The following is a 20973-nucleotide window of genomic DNA, read 5'->3' as shown; positions in this document are numbered from 1 at the left end:
AAATTCGTTCGATACGCAGATGATTGTAATATTTATGTGAAAACAGAACGTGCGGGATTAAGAGTAATGACGAGTGTACAAAGATTTATCGAAGGAAAACTTCGTTTAAAAATAAACGAAAAGAAATCAGCAGTAGACCGTCCTTGGAACCGGAAGTTCTTAGGTTTTAGTTTCACGAATCATAAAGAACCAAAGGTTCGTCTTGCGAAAACAAGCTTAGTTCGAATGAAGAAGAAAATACGAGAAATTACCTCAAGAAAGATGCCATACTCCATGGAATACAGAATCGAGAAGTTAAACCAATTTCTAATGGGGTGGTGTGGTTATTTTGCATTAGCAGATACGAATTCCATATTCAAATCACTAGATAGCTGGATTAAAAGAAGATTAAGGATGTGTCTATGGAAGAATTGGAAGAAACCTCAAACAAGAGTCAGAAATCTTACTCGGTTGAAAGTTCCTTATGGAAAAGCATACGAGTGGGGAAACACCCGAAAAGGGTACTGGCGCATTTCTAAAAGCCCCATATTACACAGAACCCCCGGCAATTCCTATTGGGAAAGCCAAGGGCTGAAAAGTCTGAAAGTTCGTTACGAAACTTTGCGTTATTCATCTTAATTGAACCGCCGTATACGGAACCGTACGTACGGTGGTGTGAGAGGTCGGGAGTTAATCACTCCCTCCTACTCAATTTGTAAAAAGTGATTAGTGTAAAGATATTTTGGTAATAATGGTAGAAATAGGGTTAATGGTAATGGATTTATTCTGCAGAAAAATAATATATTCGAAATATTTAAAAATTATGTCTACAAAATTTTAGATAGAAGTAGTTTTGTGGAATTGTTTGGATGAAACTCATATAATCCATTACTTCATTTTATTCCCTAGGAAATAAAACGGAGAATAATTGATAAATTAATTTTTCTACTAAACTAACTATTTTAGATGAGAAAAATAATGAATCGATCTTTCTCCATAATGATGCAATCATAATCCATAAAAAATGAAGGTTGAAGGAGTGAATTTTATGCTTCAAATTAGTAGAAAATATTTTGCATTGCCATTCCATCATGTGTACTTTCAAGATAAGAAATATGACAGTCGATTTGATCCGAAATTAATTCGTTACACTCATTTACTAAAACCAACTAGACAATTGCAAGGGCAAAAAACAGTTCACATTCATTTACAAAAAGAAGAGAAAATATTATTGAATTCGCTGTCTACCCATTTCCGAAAAGGAATACAGGAGATACAAGAAAATAGCTGGAATGTTGTTATAGTTGACAAAGTAATGGATCAAGAAATTCACGATTTCATACAATTTTACAACTCAAATAGGAAAAGGGACAAACGGAGAAAATTAAATCGTTTCGACATGCAAACATTAAAATTGCTACGAGAAAAAGGTGGATTACTCATATCAAGGCTGATGGATGATCGGAATGAAACGATTTGTTATCGTGCTTATGTCATCAATGGTGAAATGGCTATGTCTTTATACGATTGTAATATAGAAGGCCGAGTTGAAGATTTTGGGAACGCCTTTTTAATCTGGGAAAATATAAAGTATTTTCGACGATTAGGATATAAAATTTATGACTTTGGTGACATTAAAGAAGAATCTCAATTAGAACATTTAAAAGAAAATTATGGAGGAACAATTGAGACCGTTTTTTCTGGCGTTATTTCGAAATCCTTTATTAGTAACATGCTTTTACAATTTAGGTGGTGGCGAGGAATGAAAGGTCCGATTTACGAATAAATCGTTTAGATAGAAGTGTATGGGAATCTACTTATTAATTAACAATTCAATTGTCATCTCATTCCACTGCATAATTTGATATAATGGAAATAATAGAGTTAGAGAGGATTTTTGATGATGACAAATAAACCGCATCTTTTACTAGTAGATGGGATGGCGTTACTGTTCCGTTCATTTTTTGCTTCAAGTGCAATGGGACACTATATTCGTTTAGAAGACGGAACGCCAACAAATGGGGTACAAGGATTTGCCCGTCATGTTTTAACGGCCCAATCGATTATGAAACCGACCCATTTAGCTGTTTGTTGGGATATGGGCGCACAAACTTTCCGCAACGAATTATTTGATGGATATAAAGCGAATCGACCAGCACCCCCTGAAGAAATGTTGCCTCAATTCGATATGGCAAAAGAAGTTTCGGAAATGATCGGCTGGAAAAACTTTGGTGAAGTTGGTATGGAAGCGGATGATACAATTGGGTCTATGATTGAGAAATGGAAAGAAGAAGCGAATATTACCGTCATTAGTGGTGATAAAGATTTGCTTCAATTATTAAACCCATCGACTCAAATTGCCTTTACGAAAAAAGGATATTCAGAATATGACGTCTATACAGAAGAACGTTTTAAGGAAGAGTATGTGATTGAGCCCTATCAATTTGCTGATGTAAAAGCTTTTATGGGTGATACAAGTGACGGATATCCAGGAGTAAAGGGGATTGGTCCAAAAACGGCTTTACAGCTTATCCAAAACTATGGATCTGTTGAAAATGTGTTAGCCAATTTAGATGCATTAAAGCCTGCTCAACGATCAAAAATCGCTGATAATGTGGACATGTTGAAGTTATCGAAAGAATTAGCAACCATTCAAAGGGAAGTACCTATTAATGCCCAATTAAATGAACTTCAATTAGTAGATTATGAACAAGAAACGTTTGAACGTTTACAAGAAAGAGGATTAAGTTTAATTGTGAAGCATGCAAGATCATTATATTCACTCGTTTAATGAAAATAAAGGAGCCGAGGTGAACTTTCAATAGGTCACTTCGGCTCTATTTTTACGAAACGAATAACTTTACTATTAGGGGCATAAGGAACTTTTCTTATTTGACTATCACGATTAGGTCCACCGTTATCATGAACAAAAAAATGTAATTCGTTTTGTTCGATTTCATAACCAATTAATGGAACCCAATGGTATTTGAAAGTCGGTTTTGAATGCCATTGAAAGGTAAAATATTTATCAAATTTCATCGCTACGGGCCTTCCAGCATCGATTTCTTTTAACGCGATTGCTAACGAACAACTCGAAACATTCCAGTTTGGACCTAATAGTTTTTGTAGATTTTTTATTAAACGCCATTTAAATAAACCAATTTTTGTCCCTCCTAAAAGGGTATAAAGTTGATTCGCGTCTATATTTAATGGATCTTTTAGTAAGTAGTTTAAAATAACAAAAACAGTCGTTGGACCACATGCTGAGTTTTGGAAAGTTGGATGAACATCTATACTATATTGGGACATTCCTTTTACCTTAAGTTGAGTCTTCATCGTATACCTCTATTTCATCATTTTCTTTAATAACTGTCCCAATGGACTATACAAAAGTATAATAGAAGTTGGGCTATATGATAAATGAAGAGTCTTCAATTTAAAGCTTTTATGAGGGGGAGTTAATTTTGAAACAGTACAAAACATTATTATTTGATTTAGATGACACATTGCTTGATTTTGGGGCAACAGAAGAAGTAGCTTTGCAAAAGTTATTTTCTCATCAACAAGTTGAGTTAACACCTGAAATAAAAGCTAACTATAAAAAGTTAAATAGAGAATTATGGCGAGCTTATGAAGAGGACCAAATGGATCGGGATGAAGTCGTGAATACGCGATTCGCCATTTTATTTAAACAATATGGTATTGAAGTAGATGGGGTCGCTTTAGAAAAAAATTATCGAAAATATTTATCGGAAGGGCATCACCTCATTGAAGGGGCACTGAATTTAATAAAAACATTACATAAGCAATTTGATTTGTATGTCGTATCCAATGGGGAGTCCAAGACGCAGGAGAAAAGACTTCATGATTCTGGTTTGGCTCCTTATTTTAAAAAGGTGTTTGTATCAGAAGATACCGGTTATCAAAAACCGATGAAAGAGTTCTTTCATGTAGTATTTTCACAAATTGAAAACTTAGATTTAACAACGACATTGATCATTGGTGATTCCTTTAGTGCAGATATAACAGGTGGTTGGAATGTGGGAATAGACACTTGTTGGATCAACCATAAACAAATAACGATGGAATCAGACATTACCCCTACCTATGAAATAACTAAACTTGAGGAACTTTATAAAATTTTACAAGTAAATCAATAAAAAATGGGTGGCTCTTTTCCAAAAGCCACCCATCTTACTTATTTTCCTTCTTTTCTTCTTTTTGTAACGGTTTCCCCACCAATACCCCAATTATCCGTATCTACTTCATCGATAACTACGACTGTTGTTGAGTTGCTCCTTTAATTAAAGCTGCTTTTTTCTCTGGCGTTACATCTTCATTTGTAATTTTAATGTTTACGAATGGCATATTATCCACTCCTCTGTTTATTTATTTTAGTTAGGAATTTTAGTAAAAATAAAGACTACAAACTATGGAACTTTAGTTTGTAGTCTGTTCAATTAGTTTTGAGCGTTTAAAAACTCTTTTACATCTTCCGGTGATTTAGCGTTTGCACTGTGTAAGTGAGCTAATTTTTCACTATTTTTGAAGATTAATAAACTTGGAATTCCCATAACTTGATATTTTTCAGCTAGTTCAGGGAAATCATCACGGTTAATTTCATACCAAGTGTATTGATTGTATTCCTCGATAATTGGATCGATAAACATGTTCATACGTGTGCAGTCTGGGCACCAACCTGCATAAAATTTTACGATTACCGGTTGTTCAGATGCGATAATTTCATTAAATTGTTCAGCTGTAGTAATTGCTTGCATTCTATATCACTCTCCTTATCATTAGTGTACACATTTTAAATTATTTTAAAAGAAATTTGACTTAAATGAATGGTTGTTCATAAAATATAGTAATTACTATTAATTTAGTAAATTAATTATTGATTTTTTAGAAAATTAAGTTAAAAATTATTGCTAAAAATGAAGAAATATTCTACACTAAGAACAGAAAAACTGTTTGGAACCATTAATTTTGGCGAGAGTTATATTTTTTTTAGCATAAAATGAATGAGTATTCATTCAAAGGTGATAAGGGGGATGCATATGTCTTACAAAATTCAAACAGCAGCCGTACTAGGCTCAGGGGTTATGGGATCAGGTATTGCCGCACATTTAGCGAATATCGGTATTCCAACATTACTATTAGATATCGTACCAAAGGAGTTAACGAAAGAAGAGGAAGCAAAAGGACTGACTCTAGAACATCCAGTAGTTCGCAATCGATTTGCGAGCAATGCGATTCAAAAGCTATTAAAACAAAAACCAGCACCATTAACGGCTAAGAAAAATTTATCACTCATAACAGTTGGTAACTTGGAAGACGATTTAGAAAAGCTTAAGGATGTTGATTGGATCATCGAAGTCGTAGTTGAAAACTTAGATGTGAAGAAAAGTTTATTCGAGCGGGTAGATGCGGTGCGCAAGCCAGGGACAATTATTAGTTCCAATACTTCAGGCATTAGTGTAAATGCAATGGTTGAAGGCCGTTCGGAAGATTTCCAAAAACATTTTTTAGGAACCCATTTTTTCAATCCTCCTCGTTATTTAAAACTGTTGGAGGTTATACCTACTGAATATACGTTACCTGAAGTTGTTCATTTTATGAAAACATTTGCTGAGGATGTATTAGGCAAAGGGGTTGTAGTAGGAAAAGATACACCAAACTTTGTAGCTAACCGAATTGGAACGTATGGCTTGTTAATTACGCTTAGAGAGATGTTAGATCGTGGATATTCTGTTGGGGAAGTGGATTCGGTAACGGGTACACTAATCGGTCGAGCGAAATCCGCAACTTTTAGAACTTTAGACGTCGTTGGTTTAGATACATTCCTTCATGTAGCGAAAACGGTTTATGACCAAACAACAGGGGAAGAACAAAAAGTATTTGAAGTGCCTGAGTTGTTGAAGAAAATGGTTGATAACGGCTGGCTAGGGGCAAAATCAGGTCAAGGTTTCTTTGTGAAGAAAGGAAAAGAAATTTTTGAAATTGAGCCATCCACATTAGAGTATGTGCCAATGAAAAAATTACAAACGCCTTCAATTGAAATGGCTAAACAAACAAAAGGGCTTCCAAATAAGGTGAAGACATTAGTATATGCTAATGACAGAGTAGGAGAGCTACTATGGAACATATTTGCTCCGACGTTACTTTATTCTGCTGAATTAACAGGCATCATTGCAGAAACAATTGTTGAAATTGATAATGCGATGAAATGGGGCTTTGGTTGGACACAAGGACCTTTTGAAATGTGGGATTCCATTGGGGTCAAACAATCTGTTGAAAAAATGGAATCTGAAGGAAGGGAAATCCCTTCGTTTGTAAAAGAGTTTTTAGCTAAAGGTTATGAATCTTTCTATACAGAAATAGATGGAGATTTAGCTTACTACAATGGCAATGAATATGTAAAAGTACCAGTGAATGATAAAGTCATTGATTTAAAACGTTATAAGAAAAAACATGGGGTTATTAAATCAAATTCTGGTGCTAGTTTAATAGATTTAGGTGATGGGGTCGCGTTACTAGAATTCCATTCAAAATCCAATGCAATTGGTTTAGATATTATTCAAATGATCAACTTCGCAATAGATGAAGTGGAGGCAAATTATAAAGGCCTTGTAATTGGAAACCAAGGGAAAAACTTCTGTGTAGGGGCCAACCTTGGCATGATCTTAATGGAAGCTCAAGATGATAACATTTTTGAACTAGATTTTACTATTCGAGCATTCCAAAAAGCGATGCGTAGAATTAAGTACAGTAAAAAACCAATTGTGGCAGCACCTTTTGGTATGACCCTTGGCGGTGGATCGGAAGTATGTTTACCAGCTGCTCATATTCAAGCATCTAGTGAAACGTATATGGGATTAGTTGAAGTAGGAGTTGGATTAATACCAGGTGGTGGTGGAAATCTAGCACTTTATGAAAAGTTTATAAAAGGAATTCCAAACGGAGTAGAAATAGACTATCAAGTGATTGCCAATAAAGTATTTGAAACAATTGCTTTAGCTAAAGTTTCTACATCCGGTGAAGAAGCTCGTGAAAATAATTTCTTAAACTTTGCTGATGGTATTTCAGTAAATCCTGATCACTTAATTTACGATGCGAAACAGACGGTGCTTGCTTTATCAGAAGCTGGATATACTGCACCAATACCTAAAAAAGTGAAAGTTGTTGGGGCACCAGGGTACGCAACATTATTGTTAGGGGCTCAAGGAATGTACCAATCGGGCTTTATTAGTGAGCATGATTTAAAGATTGCGAAAAAGCTTGCATATGTCATCGCAGGTGGTCTTGTGCCATACGGAACAGAAGTAACGGAAGATTATTTATTAAACTTAGAGCGTGAAGCATTTTTACAACTTGTTGCCGAACCGAAATCGCAAGAACGGATGCAACACATGTTGATAAAAGGAAAACCATTACGCAATTAATCATAGGATTGACAGGAATGTCGATGAACTGAAAATACAAAAGCCAATGGATAAGGGGGATATATCAATATGCGTGAAGCCGTAATTGTAGCAGGTGCAAGAACACCTATTGGAAAAGCAAAAAAAGGTTCTCTTGCTAACTTCCGTCCTGATGATTTTGGGGCAGTTGTTGTAAAGGAAACATTAAAAAGAGCTGGATATGAAGGGCCTATCGATGATTTAATTATGGGCTGCGCAATGCCAGAAGCGGAACAAGGAATGAATGTAGCGAGAAATATTGGGGCGTTAGCTGGGCTACCAGACACGACACCGGCAATTACGATCAATCGTTTCTGTTCGTCTGGACTTCAAGCGATAGCTTATGCAGCCGAACGGGTTATGTTAGGCCATTCGAAGGCTATTTTAGCTGGTGGCGTTGAATCGATGAGTATGATACCAATGACCGGTAATACAGTTCGTTTAAATCCGAAGCTAGCTGAAGAAGCACCCCAATATTATATGAGCATGGGCCATACTGCTGAGGAAGTCGCCAATCGTTTCGGGGTCAGTCGAGAAGATCAAGATGCATTTGCTGTACGTTCCCATGAATTAGCGGCAAAAGCGATTAAAGAAGGAAAGTTTAAAGATGAAATCGTACCCGTTGAAGTTGTCCAACATTTCGTAGATGAAAATAACAAGCTGCAATCGAAAACCTTTACCTTTGATACAGATGAAGGGGTCCGTCCTGATACATCGATGGAAGGACTTGCAAAATTACGTCCTGCTTTTAACGTGAAAGGGTCTGTTACGGCAGGTAACTCTTCTCAAACATCCGATGGTGCAGCAGCAGTTTTAGTTATGGATCGAGAAGAGGCGGAAGCCCAAGGGTTAAAACCGATGGCTAAATTTTTAGGGTTTGCTGTTGGGGGAGTGCCTCCTGAAGTAATGGGGATTGGCCCGATTGAAGCTGTGCCAAAAGCATTGAAAATCGCTGGATTATCTTTAGAGGATATTGACTTATGGGAGCTGAATGAAGCCTTTGCTTCCCAATCAATTCAAGTAGTACGCCATTTAGGCATCGATATAGAAAAGGTGAATGTAAATGGAGGGGCAATCGCTTTAGGTCACCCCCTTGGTGCAACAGGTGCCATATTAACATTAAAGTTAATCCATGAATTAAAACGTCAAGGTAAAAAGTATGGCGTTGTCACAATGTGTATTGGTGGCGGTATGGGTGCTGCTGGTGTATTCGAAGTGCTGTAAAAAATAGAATTTGTGAAGTAATTAGGAAATGAAGTGCGAGTATTCAAGGGTTTAAATATTTTCTATTAGGGGAGGAAATGTAAATGGTTCAAACAACAAATGTTATTAAAGGTGGAAGTTTTTTAATTGAAGATGTGGAATTAAGTCGTGTAATTACTCCTGAAGATTTTACAGATGAACAATTGATGATTGCTCAAACGACAACGGATTATGTTGAAAATGAAGTAAAACCAGTAGTAGAGAACTTAGAAAACCACGAATTTGAACATTCTGTACGTTTATTGAAAAAAGCAGGGGAATTAGGATTACTAGCTGCAGATGTACCGGAAGAATATGAAGGATTAGGGTTAGATAAAATTTCTTCGGCATTAATCGCTGAAAAAATGTCTCCAGCTGGAGGGTTCTCCATTACCCACGGTGCCCATGTAGGTATCGGTTCTTTACCAATTGTTCTATTCGGCAACCATGAACAAAAATCAAAATATTTACCAAAGCTTGCATCGGGTGAGTTAATTGCAGCTTATGCTTTAACTGAACCAGGTTCTGGATCAGATGCCCTAGGAGCAAAGACGGTAGCTAAATTAAATGAAGCGGGAACTCATTACATTTTAAATGGTGAAAAACAGTGGATTACAAACTCTGGATTTGCCGATGTTTTCGTTGTATATGCAAAAATTGATGGCGACAAATTCTCAGCCTTTATCGTTGAACGGAGCTATCCTGGAGTTTCAGTAGGGGCAGAGGAAAAGAAAATGGGGATAAAATCTTCTTCCACTCGTACATTAATTTTGGAAGATGCTGAAGTTCCTGTTGAAAATTTACTAGGTGAAGTTGGCCGTGGTCATGTCATTGCCTTTAATATTTTAAATATCGGTCGTTACAAATTAGGTGTTGGTACTGTTGGTGCTTCTAAACGAGCATTAGAATTAGCGATTGCCTATTCAAATCAACGTCAACAATTTAAAACACCAATCTCAAGTTTCAATTTAACGAAAGAAAAAATTGCAACAATGGCATCTCAACTATACGCTTCAGAATCATTGAATTATCGAACTGTCGGATACTTTGAAGATCGTTTAAGCCAATTATCAGAAGAGGAACAAAAGGATGGTAAAGTTATTGCTGCAGCGATTGCGGAATATGCGATTGAATGTTCAATTGCCAAAGTATTTGGTTCTGAAACATTAGATTATATTGCAGATGAGGCTGTACAATTACACGGTGGCTATGGTTTCATGGCAGAATATGAAGTAGAACGTATTTATCGTGACTCACGAATTAACCGTATTTTTGAAGGAACGAACGAAATTAACCGTTTACTTGTACCGGGAACATTTATGAAGAAGGCATTAAAAGGAGAATTACCTTTACTTCAAGCGGCTCAAAAGCTACAAGAAGAGTTGTTAATGTTAATGCCTGAAGAAATCGGAGATGAGCCATTAGCACAAGAAAAATATCTTGTAAAAAATGCGAAGAAAATCGGTATTTTAACAGCGGGCGTAGCGGCACAAGCCTTCGGTGCAAAATTAGAAAATGAACAAGAAGTTTTAGTAAACATTGCGAACATTGCTAATCAACTGTATGCAATGGAATCTGCAGTGATTCGTACAGCAAAAGCAATTGAACGTGATGGTGTTGAAAAATCGAAACAAAAACTTCTTTATACTGAAATTTTCTGCCAAGAAGCCTTTGCAGAAATTGAAAAAGAGGCAAAAGAAACAATCCTTGCTTCTGCCGAAGGAGATAACGGTAAAATGATGCTTTCCGCTCTACGTAAATTAACTCGTAGCAACCCTTACAATTTAATTTTGAAAAAGCGTGAAGCATCTAAAAAACTAATCGAAGCTGAAAAATATATTGTATAAGACGAAATAAACAAGGTATCCTCTTTGGATACCTTTTTCTATTTATTTGTTAGGAATGGTATTTTGCATTTAGGCTGTTTTTATTAAATGAAAGACAGCGAAGTCTCCTAGCGAGATCCAAAATAATAATCTACTGATTGAAGTTTCACTTTATCTTTTTCAGTACAATCAATCTCTGGTATACTTTATTTAAATTTTATAACTTATGAAGGAGTAGTGAAATGACACTAAAATTGATTCAATATCCACGCTGCACAACTTGCAAAAAAGCTCAAAAATGGCTAGATGAAAACGGTATTTCCTACGAGCTAATTCATATTGTAGAACAAACCCCTACAAAAGAAGAGTTAAAGTCGTATTGGAAAGCAAGTAACCTTCCGTTAAAGAAATTTTTTAATACATCTGGCATGAAGTATAAAGAGTTAGGGTTAAAGGACAAATTAAGTTCAATGTCTGAAGATGAACAACTAGAATTACTTGCTTCTGACGGGATGTTAATTAAACGCCCAATCGTAACTGACGGTGAAAAAGTAACGTTAGGTTTTAAAGAAGCTGAGTTTGCAGAATCTTGGAAATAATCATCTGAACTAGCTTGTATTTGCTATAGAAATATGTCAAACTAAACTTGAATGAATTACATATTTGGAGGGGTTTTTAGTGAGCACACCGAAAGATTTACGTTATTCAAAAGAACACGAATGGATTAAAGTAGAAGATGGAAAAGTACGTGTAGGAATTACCCACTTTGCCCAATCGGAACTAGGCGATATTGTTTTCGTAGAACTTCCACAAGTAGGCGACGAAATTCAATTAAACGAGCCATTTGGTAGTGTAGAATCTGTTAAAACTGTTTCAGAACTATATGCACCTATTTCAGGGAAAGTTGTTGAAATTAACTCTGAGCTTGAAGATAGTCCAGAATATGTTAATGAATCACCATACGAAAAAGCGTGGATGATTGTTGTTGAACCAACAGATCTTTCGCAAGTTGATGCTTTATTAACTCCTGAGCAATATAATGAATTAATTGATGCAGAATAAGAATATGATATAGTAAAAACGCCAGAAAACCACTGGCGTTTTTTTTACAATAAAATATAATAAGTAACCATCTTCTTTTTCTAATTTTTTATGCATATTTGCAGACATTTTTTAGCTGTATAACTACAAAGCGTGGGGTGAAGCAAATGACTGTTGAAAAGTGTATAATTGTTGAAGGCCGATCGGATAAGTTGAACATTGCACCAATTTTTGCTGAGGATGTTAAAATTATTTGTACAAATGGGACGATTAGTGAAGATGCTTTACTGGATCTTTTAGAGCCCTTTGAAGAATGTAAGCTCTACACTTTATTTGATGCGGATAATTCAGGAGAAAAGTTGAGAAAGTTGACGAAAAGAATTTATTCGGAAGCAATCCACCTTTTCATTCCTAGAACGTATATAGAAGTTGCCAATGCGCCTAAAAAAGTGTTGGCCCATTTATTAAATGAGGCAAAGTTTTCAGTGCATAAGCAATATTTATCTTCATCCACAGAAGTATAATTACTTATGGGATAACCGGTTTTTTTAGAAAAAATACAGCTTATTGATATAAAATTGAGTAGGATGATGAAAGATGGAAGAATGGACGATTGAAACTTGGGAGCAGCAAAAGGAGCAAAATTCGTTAACGGCTTTTTATTTGTATACCCCTATGTGCGGAACGTGTGCAGTCGCCTCCAAAATGTTGGACGTAATAGAAACACTATTGCCTGAACTATCTTTAGGTAAAGCTAACATTAATTTTCTAGAACAACTAGCATTTGATTATCAAATAGAAAGTGTTCCTTGTTTGTTGATTAGTAGGGATAATCAGGTTGAAAAAGTGTATGCCTTTCAATCTGTACCCTATTTATACGAAAAGTTAAAAAAGTAGTTGACTACTTAAAATGAACGTGATAAAGTTACATCCATAATCTTAAAATTAAATATCGTAACTCTTATAAAGAGCGGTGGAGGGAAGTGCCCTATGAAACCCGGCAACCATCACATTATGTGAAAAGGTGCCAAGTCACGCGAAGTGGATACTTTGAAAGATAAGAGAACGGTTATCGTAAATAGAAGTTTTATTGCGTGCCCTTTCTACTTGTCTTTGTAGAAAGGGTTTTTATTTTGGGATTAAAAAGAAAAGGATAAAAAAGTTGTGTATTTTACATACATTTCTTCCTCAACATAAATTATTGAGGCGTAATAAAAAGGAGTACATATATGATTGAGCTAAAGGATATATCGAAAATATATAAAACAAAAAATGGTGAAATAGCAGCTGTAAAAAATGTTAATTTAACCATTCAAAAAGGTGAAATATTCGGCATCATTGGATACAGCGGCGCAGGAAAAAGTACAATGATTCGTTTGTTAAATGGATTAGAAAAACCAACTGCTGGATTGGTTGTTGTAAACGGTCAGCCGATTTCTTCTATTTCAGGTAGTAAACTTCGTCAAGCAAGACAAAAAATTAGTATGATTTTCCAACATTTTAATTTACTATGGTCCCGCACAGTTGCGGAAAATATCGCTTTCCCATTGGAAATTGCCGGTGTTCCAGCGGCGGAACGTACAAAACGGGTTAAAGAGTTGATCGATTTAGTAGGATTATCTGGTCGAGACAAAGCATATCCTTCCCAATTATCAGGGGGGCAAAAGCAGCGGGTAGGAATTGCAAGGGCGTTAGCTAATAATCCAGAAGTGTTACTTTGCGATGAAGCAACGAGCGCGTTGGATCCAGAGACGACAGATTCCATTTTAGAATTGTTATTAGATATTAATAAGCGTCTAGGTCTTACAATTGTTTTGATTACCCATGAAATGCACGTCATTCGTAAAATTTGTCACCGTGTGGCCGTGATGGAAGCGGGACAAGTTGTGGAACAAGGCGATGTTCTTCAAGTGTTCCAACAACCTCAAGCAGATATTACGAAAAACTTTGTTATGCAAGTGTCTGGGACAAAGGATTCAAAAAATTCCATTGAACAAATTTTAGCTAATTATCCAACGGGTAAAATTGTGAAACTAACGTTTATAGGAAATAAGACGGAACAGCCAATCATTTCCCAATTAATTAAACAGTTCGATGTAGAAGTGAATATTGTTCACGGTAACATTTCACAAACGGCAAGTGGACCATATGGAACATTAATTGTTCAAATTGTTGGTGAAGATAGCAACGTTCAAAAAGCATTAGATTTACTCAATTCAATAGAAATTCAAACGGAGGTGATTGAACATGCTTAGTGAATTATTTCCGAATGTTCGATGGGAAGATATGTGGCAAGCTACATATGACACCCTTTATATGACAATCATCTCAACGGCAGCAACCTTTGTTATTGGTTTAATAGTTGGTATTGTATTGTTTTTAACGAGTCCACATCAAATTTGGGCAAATAAAATTGCAAACTTTATTACCGGATCATTAGTCAATATTTTCCGTTCGATTCCATTTATCGTGTTGATTATTTTATTAATTCCATTTACGAAGTTTTTACTAGGAACAATTCGTGGAGTAGAAGCAGCTTTGCCGGCATTGATTATTGGGGCAGCACCTTTCTATGCGCGGATGGTATTAATTGCATTACGTGAGATTGATAAAGGAGTTATAGAAGCAGCCCGTTCAATGGGAGCGAAAACTTCTACAATTATTTGGAAAGTATTAATTCCAGAATCGATGCCAGCTTTACTTTCAGGTATTACAGTAACGGCAGTAACGCTAGTAGGATACACTGCGATGGCAGGAATTATCGGTGCTGGAGGGTTAGGAAACTTAGCCTTCATCGATGGTTTCCAACGTAGTCGTGATGATGTAACACTAATGGCAACCATTATTATTTTAATTATTGTGTTTATTATTCAATTTATTGGGGACTTTATAACAACAAAGACCGATAAACGATAAAGATCACTCCAGTGCTTACGGTAAGACCGTTCACATATATAAGATATTAAGAAAAGGGGAACAAGAAAATGAAGAAATTTTTATCATTTTTATTGATATCAGTAGTCGTACTTGCTTTAGCAGCTTGTGGTAGCGCTGAAGATGAAAAGACAACTGGTGAAGGTGGAAAAGAAGAATCAAAAACAATTACAATCGGTGCTTCAAACGGTTTACATGACATCATTTTAGAACAAGCAAAACCAATTCTAGCTGAAGAAGGTATTGAATTAGATATTAAACCTTACCAAGATTATGTAATGCCGAACCAAGATTTAGAGTCTGGTGGTCTTGATGCAAATTACTTCCAACACATTCCTTATTTAGAAACTGAAATTAAAGATAAAGGTTATGATTTTGTAAACGCTGGTGGCATTCATATCGAACCAATCGGTATTTATTCTCAAAAATATAAATCATTAGATGAGCTACCGGAAGGTGCAACGATTATTATTTCTAATTCTGTTGGTGACCAAGGTCGTATTTTAACTCTTCTAGAAGCAAAAGGTTTAATTAAATTAGATGAAAATGTCGACAAAGCAGTAGCAACTGTTGATGATATCGTTGAAAATCCTAAAAATTTAACGATTGATAATAGCTCTGCTCCAGAAATGTTAGTTACGTATTATGAAGAAGGCGAAGGCGATGCGGTTGTAATTAACTCGAACTTCGCAATCGATGCGGGTATTAACCCAATTAAAGATTCAATCGCGATTGAAGATTCTGAATCTCCATATGTAAATGTGATTGCTGTACGTTCTGAAGATAAAGATAATGAAGCGATTAAACGTTTAGTTGAAGTACTACATTCTGACGAAATCCAACAATTCATTCTTGATGAGTGGGGCGGCGCAGTCGTACCTGTAAATGAATAATTATTACAAAACCTTCGGATTGATCCGAAGGTTTTTTTACATTATATAAAACGATTTAATCTTGAGAAAAATGTGTTAATAAATTTTAAAAATACTTGTTCCGACGGTCCGAGTTCTCGATTAGTCGGATAGATGACACCGACAGTTCTTGTTAAAATAGGGCTTTCCACTTCCATCTTAACGGTTAAACGTGGTGTCGAGTCGTACAAAGAGCTTTCGGGTAGGAGTGATACACCGATATCGGCAGCAACTAATCCTTTTAATGCATCCATATCTTCCCCTTTAGAAGTAACGTTTGGGATAAAGCCTGCCGATTTACAAGCATCAATGGCGACTTTGTGTAAAATATACCCTTCCGGAAATAATACAAAATTATCATGGCGTAGGTCGGATAAATGAATTTTGTTTCGTTTAGCTAACGGGTGGCTAGCAGGAAGTAAAGCATGGATTTTCTCACTAAATAAGATCGTTGTATTGATGCTTTCGTCTGCCTGTGGTACAGGGCCTAAAAAAGCCAAATTAAGCTCTCGATTTTTTACGGCATCAATTAAATAGCGATATGATCCTTGGCGTAAATGGAACATAACATTTGGATATTCTTTTTTAAAAGCAGAAATAACGGTTGGTAATACATAGCTTGCAAGACTAGTAGGGAAGCCAATTTTAATGGTTCCTTTTGCGGGGTCTAAATATTCTTCCACTTGTTTGACTGCAAAATCAATTGCCTTCAGTGCGGTAACTGTATGGTCTAAAAAGATTTTACCAATTGGTGTCAGCTTCACATTTCGACCTACTCGCTCAAAAAGTGCTGTACCTAGCTCGTCTTCTAAGTTTGCAATTTGTCTGCTGACTGCTGATTGGGCGACATGTAAATGTTCGGCTGCTTCAGAAATATGTTCCCTTTCTGCCACTTCTACAAAGTATCGCAATTGGCGTAATTCCAACGTTTTCACCCCATTTATCTAAAAATTAGATTAATTCAATCCAAACTATATATTGTTTATATTATTTTATAAACCTTAAAATGTAAATAAGGTATTTATGAGATTTGGGGGGATTTACATGGCTTTTCATCAGTATCCGAAGGCACAAGGTCTTTATTCACCGACTTTTGAACATGACGCTTGTGGTATCGGTTTTTATGCAAATATTAAGGGACACGCTTCACATGAAATTGTAAAAAATGGATTAGAAATGTTATGTCGCTTAGATCACCGAGCAGGACGCGGAGGTGACGGCAAAACTGGCGACGGTGCTGGTTTAATGGTACAAATTCCTGACCTATTTTATAAATTAAATTGTCCAGAGCTAAACTTACCAGCGAAAGGTGAGTATGGTGTAGGGCAATTATTTTTTACAGAGGATCATAAAGAGAGAGAATCCATTGAGAAAAAAATAAACGAATTCATTGAACAAGAAGGGCAATCTTTAATCGGATGGAGAACTGTTCCTACAAATAAAGAGATTTTAAGCGATGTTGCTAAGTCAACGGCGCCTGTTGTTCGCCAAGTATTTATAAAGGCAGAAAACGTTAAAGATACTTTAGCCTTTGAGCGTAAATTGTATTTAATTCGTAAGCAGACGGAGTTTTGGGCAAAGGAACAAGATATGAAATTTTATTGCCCAAGTATGTCGAGCCAAACGATTGTATTTAAAGGGTTATTAACTCCAGAAGAAGTAAGTGAGTTTTATATAGATCTACAAGATGAAAGCTTTGTTTCAGCTTTTGCCATAGTCCATTCACGCTACTCAACGAATACATTCCCGAGTTGGGAACGTGCTCATCCAAACCGCTATATCGTTCATAACGGTGAAATCAACACATTACGTGGCAATATTAACTGGATGACGGCTAGGGAACAACGTTTTATTTCAGAAAGCTTTGGTGAAGATTTAAAGAAATTATTACCGATTATTGATAACTCAGGTTCAGATTCATCCATGTTGGATAATGCCTTTGAATTTTTCGTATTAGCAGGTAGAACTCCTGCCCATACGGCAATGATGTTAATTCCAGAACCGTGGACAGAAAACCCTCATATTTCAGAAGAGAAAAAAGCGTTTTATGCATATCATGCAAGCTTAATGGAGCCGTGGGATGGACCGACTGCAATTTGTTTCACAGATGGTAAACAAATTGGCTCGATTTTAGACCGTAACGGGTTACGTCCAGCACGCTATTATGTAACAAAAGATGATATGATTGTTTTTTCTTCAGAAGTAGGGGTTGTTGATATCGAAGAGGAAAACGTTTTATATAAAGAACGTTTAAGTCCTGGTCGTATGTTGCTCATCGATTTAGAACAAGGGAAAATTGTTTCCGATGAAGAGTTAAAAAGAGAAATGGCACAGGCCGAACCTTATGCCCAATGGTTAGAAGAGAACTTAGTAACGATCGAAGCAGAAAATGAATTACCGAAAAAGGTAGATGATTTATCTTTACGTCAAAAATCCTTCGGTTACACATTTGAAGATATTCAAAAATATATAGTTCCAATTTCAAGCAGTGCAAAGGATCCGATTGGTTCAATGGGGAATGATTCACCATTAGCGGTATTATCCGATCGTCCCCAATCATTGTTTAATTACTTTAAGCAATTGTTTGCTCAAGTTACGAATCCGCCAATCGATTCAATCCGTGAACATATCGTTACTTCTACGATGACTTTGTTAGGTGCGGAAGGAAACTTGCTACACCCGAATGCTGAAAATGCCCGTCGTATTTTCTTAGAAACACCTATATTAACAAACGGTGAGTTGGATGAACTGACAAGCTTGTCGAATAAATATTTTCAACATTCAGTCATCAATCTTCAATTTGAAATGTCTTTAGAAAAAGAATTGGAACGTCTTTTCAAAGAAGCAGATGAGGCAATTAACGCAGGAGTAACATTGCTCGTTTTAACGGATGAACTTGATTCAGTCCACACACCAACAATACCAATCTTACTTGCGGTAAGTAGCTTACATCAATATTTAGTTCGTACAGGTAAGCGAACTTTAGTAAGTTTAATTGTCAATAGTGGTGAAGCAAGAGAAGTTCATCATTTTGCCTCTTTAATTGGATTTGGTGCTGATGCAATCAATCCGTATTTAGCTTACGCTTCAATTCAACAGACAATTGAAGCAGGACATCTTAACTTAAGTTATCAAGATGCTGTAGCGAAGTATCGTAAAGGGATTGCAGATGGTGTCGTGAAAGTCATGTCAAAAATGGGGATTTCTACAGTTCAATCATACCGTGGAGCTCAAATTTTTGAAGCGGTAGGTATTAGTAAAGAAGTGATTGATCAGTATTTCACAGGTACAGCATCCCAAATTGATGGTATTGATTTAGAAACGATTGGTGAGGAAGCAAAACGCCGTCATGCATTAGCGTGTCATTCGAAGTCGGAATTATTAGAATCCGGCAGTGACTTCCAATGGCGTGCAGATGGTGAACATCATGCCTTTAATCCAAAAACGATTCATACGTTGCAAACTGCTACGAGAAGAAATGATTACGGTTTATATAGAATGTATGCTGAGATGGCAAATGAAGAACGTATTGGCTTTTTACGTAACCTCTTTGAATTCAAAACAACGAACCAATCAATTCCGTTAGAAGATGTAGAGCCGGTAGAATCGATTTTTAAACGGTTTAAAACGGGGGCAATGTCCTTTGGTTCGATTTCAAAAGAAGCCCATGAGACATTAGCTATTGCGATGAATCGAATTGGTGGTCGTTCGAATTCTGGTGAAGGGGGAGAAGATACAGCTCGTTTTGAAGTAGATCAAAACGGTGATAACCGTAATAGTGCGATTAAACAAATTGCTTCAGGACGTTTTGGTGTAAAATCCCATTATTTAGTGAATGCGAATGAGTTGCAAATTAAAGTAGCTCAAGGGGCAAAACCAGGTGAAGGTGGACAATTGCCAGGGAATAAAGTATATCCATGGGTTGCTGAAGTTCGCGGGTCAACACCAGGTGTAGGATTAATTTCTCCGCCACCACATCATGATATTTATTCAATTGAAGACTTAGCAGAACTAATTTACGATTTGAAAAATGCTAACCGTAACGCTCGTATTTCAGTGAAACTTGTTGCTAAAGCAGGTGTAGGAACAATCGCAGCCGGTGTTGCGAAAGGTGGAGCTGATGTCATCGTTATTTCTGGATATGATGGCGGAACGGGTGCATCACCAAAAACTTCTATTAAACATACCGGTTTACCTTGGGAGCTTGGGTTAGCCGAAGCCCATCAAACATTAATGTTAAACGGACTTCGGGAAAAGGTAACATTAGAAACAGATGGAAAGTTAATGACAGGTAAAGACGTTGTCATGGCGGCTTTGCTAGGAGCGGAAGAATACGGATTTGCTACAGCACCTTTAATTGTCCTTGGCTGTATTATGATGCGTGCTTGTCATTTAGATACGTGCCCAGTTGGTGTAGCAACTCAAAATCCAGAATTGCGTGCAAAATTCATGGGGAATGCAGATCATATCGTGAACTATATGACATTTGTAGCGGAAGAAATTCGAGAATATATGGCGAAATTAGGATTCCGTACAATGGAAGAAATGGTCGGCCGTACAGACGTCCTTCAAATTAGTGAACGGGCAAAATCCCACTGGAAAGCGAGTCAACTTGATTTATCGGCATTGCTTTATCAAGTACAAGGGGTTCGTACGAAACAAACAGAGCAAGATTTACGTATTAACGAAACCTTCGATGTACGCGAGCTTCTACCGAAAGTAGAAAATAGTATAAAAGAAAAAGAGCATATAGAGTTAGAGTACACGATTAAAAATACAGACCGGGTTGTTGGAACAATTATCGGAAGTGAAATTTCGAAAAAGTACGGCGAAAAAGGATTGAAAGATGACACGGTTACATTGAAATTTACTGGTCATGCTGGCCAAAGTTTCGGTGCCTTTGTTCCGAAAGGGATGACGTTATCCTGTGTTGGTGATGTCAATGACTACTTCGGCAAAGGGTTATCTGGAGGTAAATTAGTTGCCATTGCCCCTATTAAAGGCGAGCAAGAACAGAATGTGATCGCTGGTAACGTTTGTTTGTACGGAGCGACTAGTGGAACTGCTTATATAAATGGTCGAGCAGGAGAGCGCTTTGCGGTTCGTAACAGCGGTGCCAATGTAGTGGTGGAAGGTATCGGTGATCACGGCTGTGAATATATGACTGGTGGTCGTGTCGTTATTTTAGGAGATGTAGGAAAAAACTTTGCTGCTGGTATGAGTGGTGGAACTGCTTATGTTTTACCAACGGATGAAGCAAGTTTCAAAGAAAAATGTAATACAGAAATGATTCAATTGGAACGTTTAGAAGATAAAGCGGAAATCGAGGCTGTACGCTCAATGATTATTAAACACTTGGAGCATACTGAAAGTACGATTGCGTTAGATATTCTAGCGAAATGGGATCAATTTGTTAAGAAGTTTATTAAAGTTGTACCGACGGATTATAAAGCGATGATTGAGAAAATCAATTACCATCGATTCCAAGGGTTAACAGAGGATGGAGCTGCGATGCAAGCTTTTGTTGAAACAACTGGAGTGAAAGAATTAGCGATTTCCAAATAAGAGGGGGTTCTA

18 protein-coding genes, 1 pseudogene and 1 riboswitch are annotated in these 20973 nt (G+C 36.6%); of the genes and pseudogenes, 15 read left to right on the top strand and 4 right to left on the bottom strand.

Translation table 11 applies throughout. The features are described 5' to 3' along the window. From EC501_RS11865 to EC501_RS11855, 3 genes are all read left to right on the top strand, one after another. The coding region (locus EC501_RS11865) for a group II intron maturase-specific domain-containing protein (protein ID WP_277749721.1) at positions 1-618 on the top strand (618 nt) is incomplete at its 5' end. A gap of 409 nt (positions 619-1027) precedes the next feature. Then, the gene (locus EC501_RS11860) at positions 1028-1765 is read left to right on the top strand and encodes a hypothetical protein (RefSeq protein WP_122972513.1); all 738 of its coding nucleotides are present in this window, start codon (positions 1028-1030) and stop codon (positions 1763-1765) included. 117 nt (positions 1766-1882) lie between these two features. Then, positions 1883-2770, top strand: a complete 888-nt coding sequence (locus EC501_RS11855) for a 5'-3' exonuclease (RefSeq protein ID WP_174232688.1) — start codon at positions 1883-1885, stop codon at positions 2768-2770. A gap of 35 nt (positions 2771-2805) precedes the next feature. On the opposite strand, the gene EC501_RS11850 is transcribed toward EC501_RS11855, so the two are convergent. Beyond that, complete coding sequence (locus EC501_RS11850) at positions 2806-3315, bottom strand: C39 family peptidase (protein WP_122972511.1); 510 nt, start codon at positions 3313-3315, stop codon at positions 2806-2808. Between the two features lie 128 nt (positions 3316-3443). On the opposite strand from EC501_RS11850, the gene EC501_RS11845 reads away from it, so the two are divergent. Further along, positions 3444-4139, top strand: coding sequence for a YjjG family noncanonical pyrimidine nucleotidase (locus EC501_RS11845; protein WP_122972510.1), 696 nt, complete (start codon positions 3444-3446; stop codon positions 4137-4139). Between the two features lie 38 nt (positions 4140-4177). On the opposite strand, the pseudogene EC501_RS18495 reads toward EC501_RS11845, so the two are convergent. Beyond that, a pseudogene (locus EC501_RS18495) lies at positions 4178-4347 on the bottom strand (tautomerase family protein). A gap of 92 nt (positions 4348-4439) precedes the next feature. Further along, positions 4440-4757 carry a thioredoxin family protein gene (locus tag EC501_RS11830; RefSeq protein WP_122972508.1) on the bottom strand — a complete coding sequence of 106 codons (318 nt, stop codon included), beginning with the start codon at positions 4755-4757 and terminating at the stop codon, positions 4440-4442. A gap of 282 nt (positions 4758-5039) precedes the next feature. On the opposite strand from EC501_RS11830, the gene EC501_RS11825 reads away from it, so the two are divergent. The 10 genes from EC501_RS11825 to EC501_RS11780 all read left to right on the top strand — a co-directional run bounded on the left by EC501_RS11825 (position 5040) and on the right by EC501_RS11780 (position 15378). Continuing rightward, positions 5040-7424 carry a 3-hydroxyacyl-CoA dehydrogenase/enoyl-CoA hydratase family protein gene (locus tag EC501_RS11825; protein WP_122972507.1) on the top strand — a complete coding sequence of 795 codons (2385 nt, stop codon included), beginning with the start codon at positions 5040-5042 and terminating at the stop codon, positions 7422-7424. A 69-nt stretch (positions 7425-7493) separates the two neighbouring features. Beyond that, the gene (locus EC501_RS11820) at positions 7494-8666 is read left to right on the top strand and encodes an acetyl-CoA C-acetyltransferase (RefSeq protein WP_122972506.1); all 1173 of its coding nucleotides are present in this window, start codon (positions 7494-7496) and stop codon (positions 8664-8666) included. 83 nt (positions 8667-8749) lie between these two features. Further along, positions 8750-10531 (top strand): acyl-CoA dehydrogenase family protein, encoded by a 1782-nt coding sequence (locus tag EC501_RS11815; protein ID WP_122972505.1) that lies wholly within the window; start codon positions 8750-8752, stop codon positions 10529-10531. 221 nt (positions 10532-10752) lie between these two features. After that, positions 10753-11109: an arsenate reductase family protein gene (locus EC501_RS11810; protein WP_122972504.1), complete on the top strand. Its 357-nt coding sequence runs from the start codon at positions 10753-10755 to the stop codon at positions 11107-11109. 79 nt (positions 11110-11188) lie between these two features. Then, the gene (gcvH, locus tag EC501_RS11805) at positions 11189-11572 is read left to right on the top strand and encodes a glycine cleavage system protein GcvH (RefSeq protein ID WP_122972503.1); all 384 of its coding nucleotides are present in this window, start codon (positions 11189-11191) and stop codon (positions 11570-11572) included. A 146-nt stretch (positions 11573-11718) separates the two neighbouring features. Further along, positions 11719-12075, top strand: coding sequence for a toprim domain-containing protein (locus EC501_RS11800; RefSeq protein ID WP_122972502.1), 357 nt, complete (start codon positions 11719-11721; stop codon positions 12073-12075). A 73-nt stretch (positions 12076-12148) separates the two neighbouring features. Next, positions 12149-12448, top strand: a complete 300-nt coding sequence (locus EC501_RS11795; RefSeq protein WP_122972501.1) for a thioredoxin family protein — start codon at positions 12149-12151, stop codon at positions 12446-12448. A gap of 61 nt (positions 12449-12509) precedes the next feature. Next, positions 12510-12615, top strand: a riboswitch (SAM riboswitch). A gap of 165 nt (positions 12616-12780) precedes the next feature. After that, positions 12781-13806, top strand: a complete 1026-nt coding sequence (locus EC501_RS11790; protein ID WP_122972500.1) for a methionine ABC transporter ATP-binding protein — start codon at positions 12781-12783, stop codon at positions 13804-13806. Next, complete coding sequence (locus EC501_RS11785) at positions 13799-14467, top strand: methionine ABC transporter permease (protein WP_122972499.1); 669 nt, start codon at positions 13799-13801, stop codon at positions 14465-14467. The genes EC501_RS11790 and EC501_RS11785 overlap by 8 nt, the downstream gene beginning before the upstream one ends. Positions 14468-14535: 68 nt before the next feature. Next, positions 14536-15378: a MetQ/NlpA family ABC transporter substrate-binding protein gene (locus tag EC501_RS11780; RefSeq protein ID WP_122972498.1), complete on the top strand. Its 843-nt coding sequence runs from the start codon at positions 14536-14538 to the stop codon at positions 15376-15378. Between the two features lie 41 nt (positions 15379-15419). On the opposite strand, the gene gltC is transcribed toward EC501_RS11780, so the two are convergent. After that, on the bottom strand, positions 15420-16322 hold the full coding sequence (gene gltC, locus EC501_RS11775) for a glutamate biosynthesis transcriptional regulator GltC (RefSeq protein ID WP_122972497.1): 903 nt from the start codon (positions 16320-16322) through the stop codon (positions 15420-15422). A 118-nt stretch (positions 16323-16440) separates the two neighbouring features. Between gltC and gltB the strand changes: the two genes are divergently transcribed. Continuing rightward, positions 16441-20961, top strand: a complete 4521-nt coding sequence (gene gltB / locus EC501_RS11770) for a glutamate synthase large subunit (protein ID WP_122972496.1) — start codon at positions 16441-16443, stop codon at positions 20959-20961. Positions 20962-20973: the final 12 nt, after the last annotated feature.

The organism is Lysinibacillus halotolerans, from assembly GCF_003711845.1.
GTDB classification, from domain to species: Bacteria; Bacillota; Bacilli; order Bacillales_A; family Planococcaceae; genus Ureibacillus; species Ureibacillus halotolerans.
Note: the sequence above shows the minus strand (reverse complement) of the source record. Positions and strands in the feature narration are given on the sequence as shown.

Coding starts and splice junctions, on each gene's coding strand:
- EC501_RS11795 (WP_122972501.1), top strand. CDS start 12,149: ATGGAAGAATGGACGATTGAAACTTGGGAGCAGCAAAAGGAGCAAAAT.
- EC501_RS11785 (WP_122972499.1), top strand. CDS start 13,799: ATGCTTAGTGAATTATTTCCGAATGTTCGATGGGAAGATATGTGGCAA.
- EC501_RS11820 (WP_122972506.1), top strand. CDS start 7,494: ATGCGTGAAGCCGTAATTGTAGCAGGTGCAAGAACACCTATTGGAAAA.
- EC501_RS11815 (WP_122972505.1), top strand. CDS start 8,750: ATGGTTCAAACAACAAATGTTATTAAAGGTGGAAGTTTTTTAATTGAA.
- EC501_RS11855 (WP_174232688.1), top strand. CDS start 1,883: ATGACAAATAAACCGCATCTTTTACTAGTAGATGGGATGGCGTTACTG.
- EC501_RS11860 (WP_122972513.1), top strand. CDS start 1,028: ATGCTTCAAATTAGTAGAAAATATTTTGCATTGCCATTCCATCATGTG.
- EC501_RS11810 (WP_122972504.1), top strand. CDS start 10,753: ATGACACTAAAATTGATTCAATATCCACGCTGCACAACTTGCAAAAAA.
- EC501_RS11790 (WP_122972500.1), top strand. CDS start 12,781: ATGATTGAGCTAAAGGATATATCGAAAATATATAAAACAAAAAATGGT.
- EC501_RS11800 (WP_122972502.1), top strand. CDS start 11,719: ATGACTGTTGAAAAGTGTATAATTGTTGAAGGCCGATCGGATAAGTTG.
- EC501_RS11850 (WP_122972511.1), bottom strand. CDS start 3,315: ATGAAGACTCAACTTAAGGTAAAAGGAATGTCCCAATATAGTATAGAT.
- EC501_RS11780 (WP_122972498.1), top strand. CDS start 14,536: ATGAAGAAATTTTTATCATTTTTATTGATATCAGTAGTCGTACTTGCT.
- EC501_RS11825 (WP_122972507.1), top strand. CDS start 5,040: ATGTCTTACAAAATTCAAACAGCAGCCGTACTAGGCTCAGGGGTTATG.
- EC501_RS11830 (WP_122972508.1), bottom strand. CDS start 4,757: ATGCAAGCAATTACTACAGCTGAACAATTTAATGAAATTATCGCATCT.
- gltB (WP_122972496.1), top strand. CDS start 16,441: ATGGCTTTTCATCAGTATCCGAAGGCACAAGGTCTTTATTCACCGACT.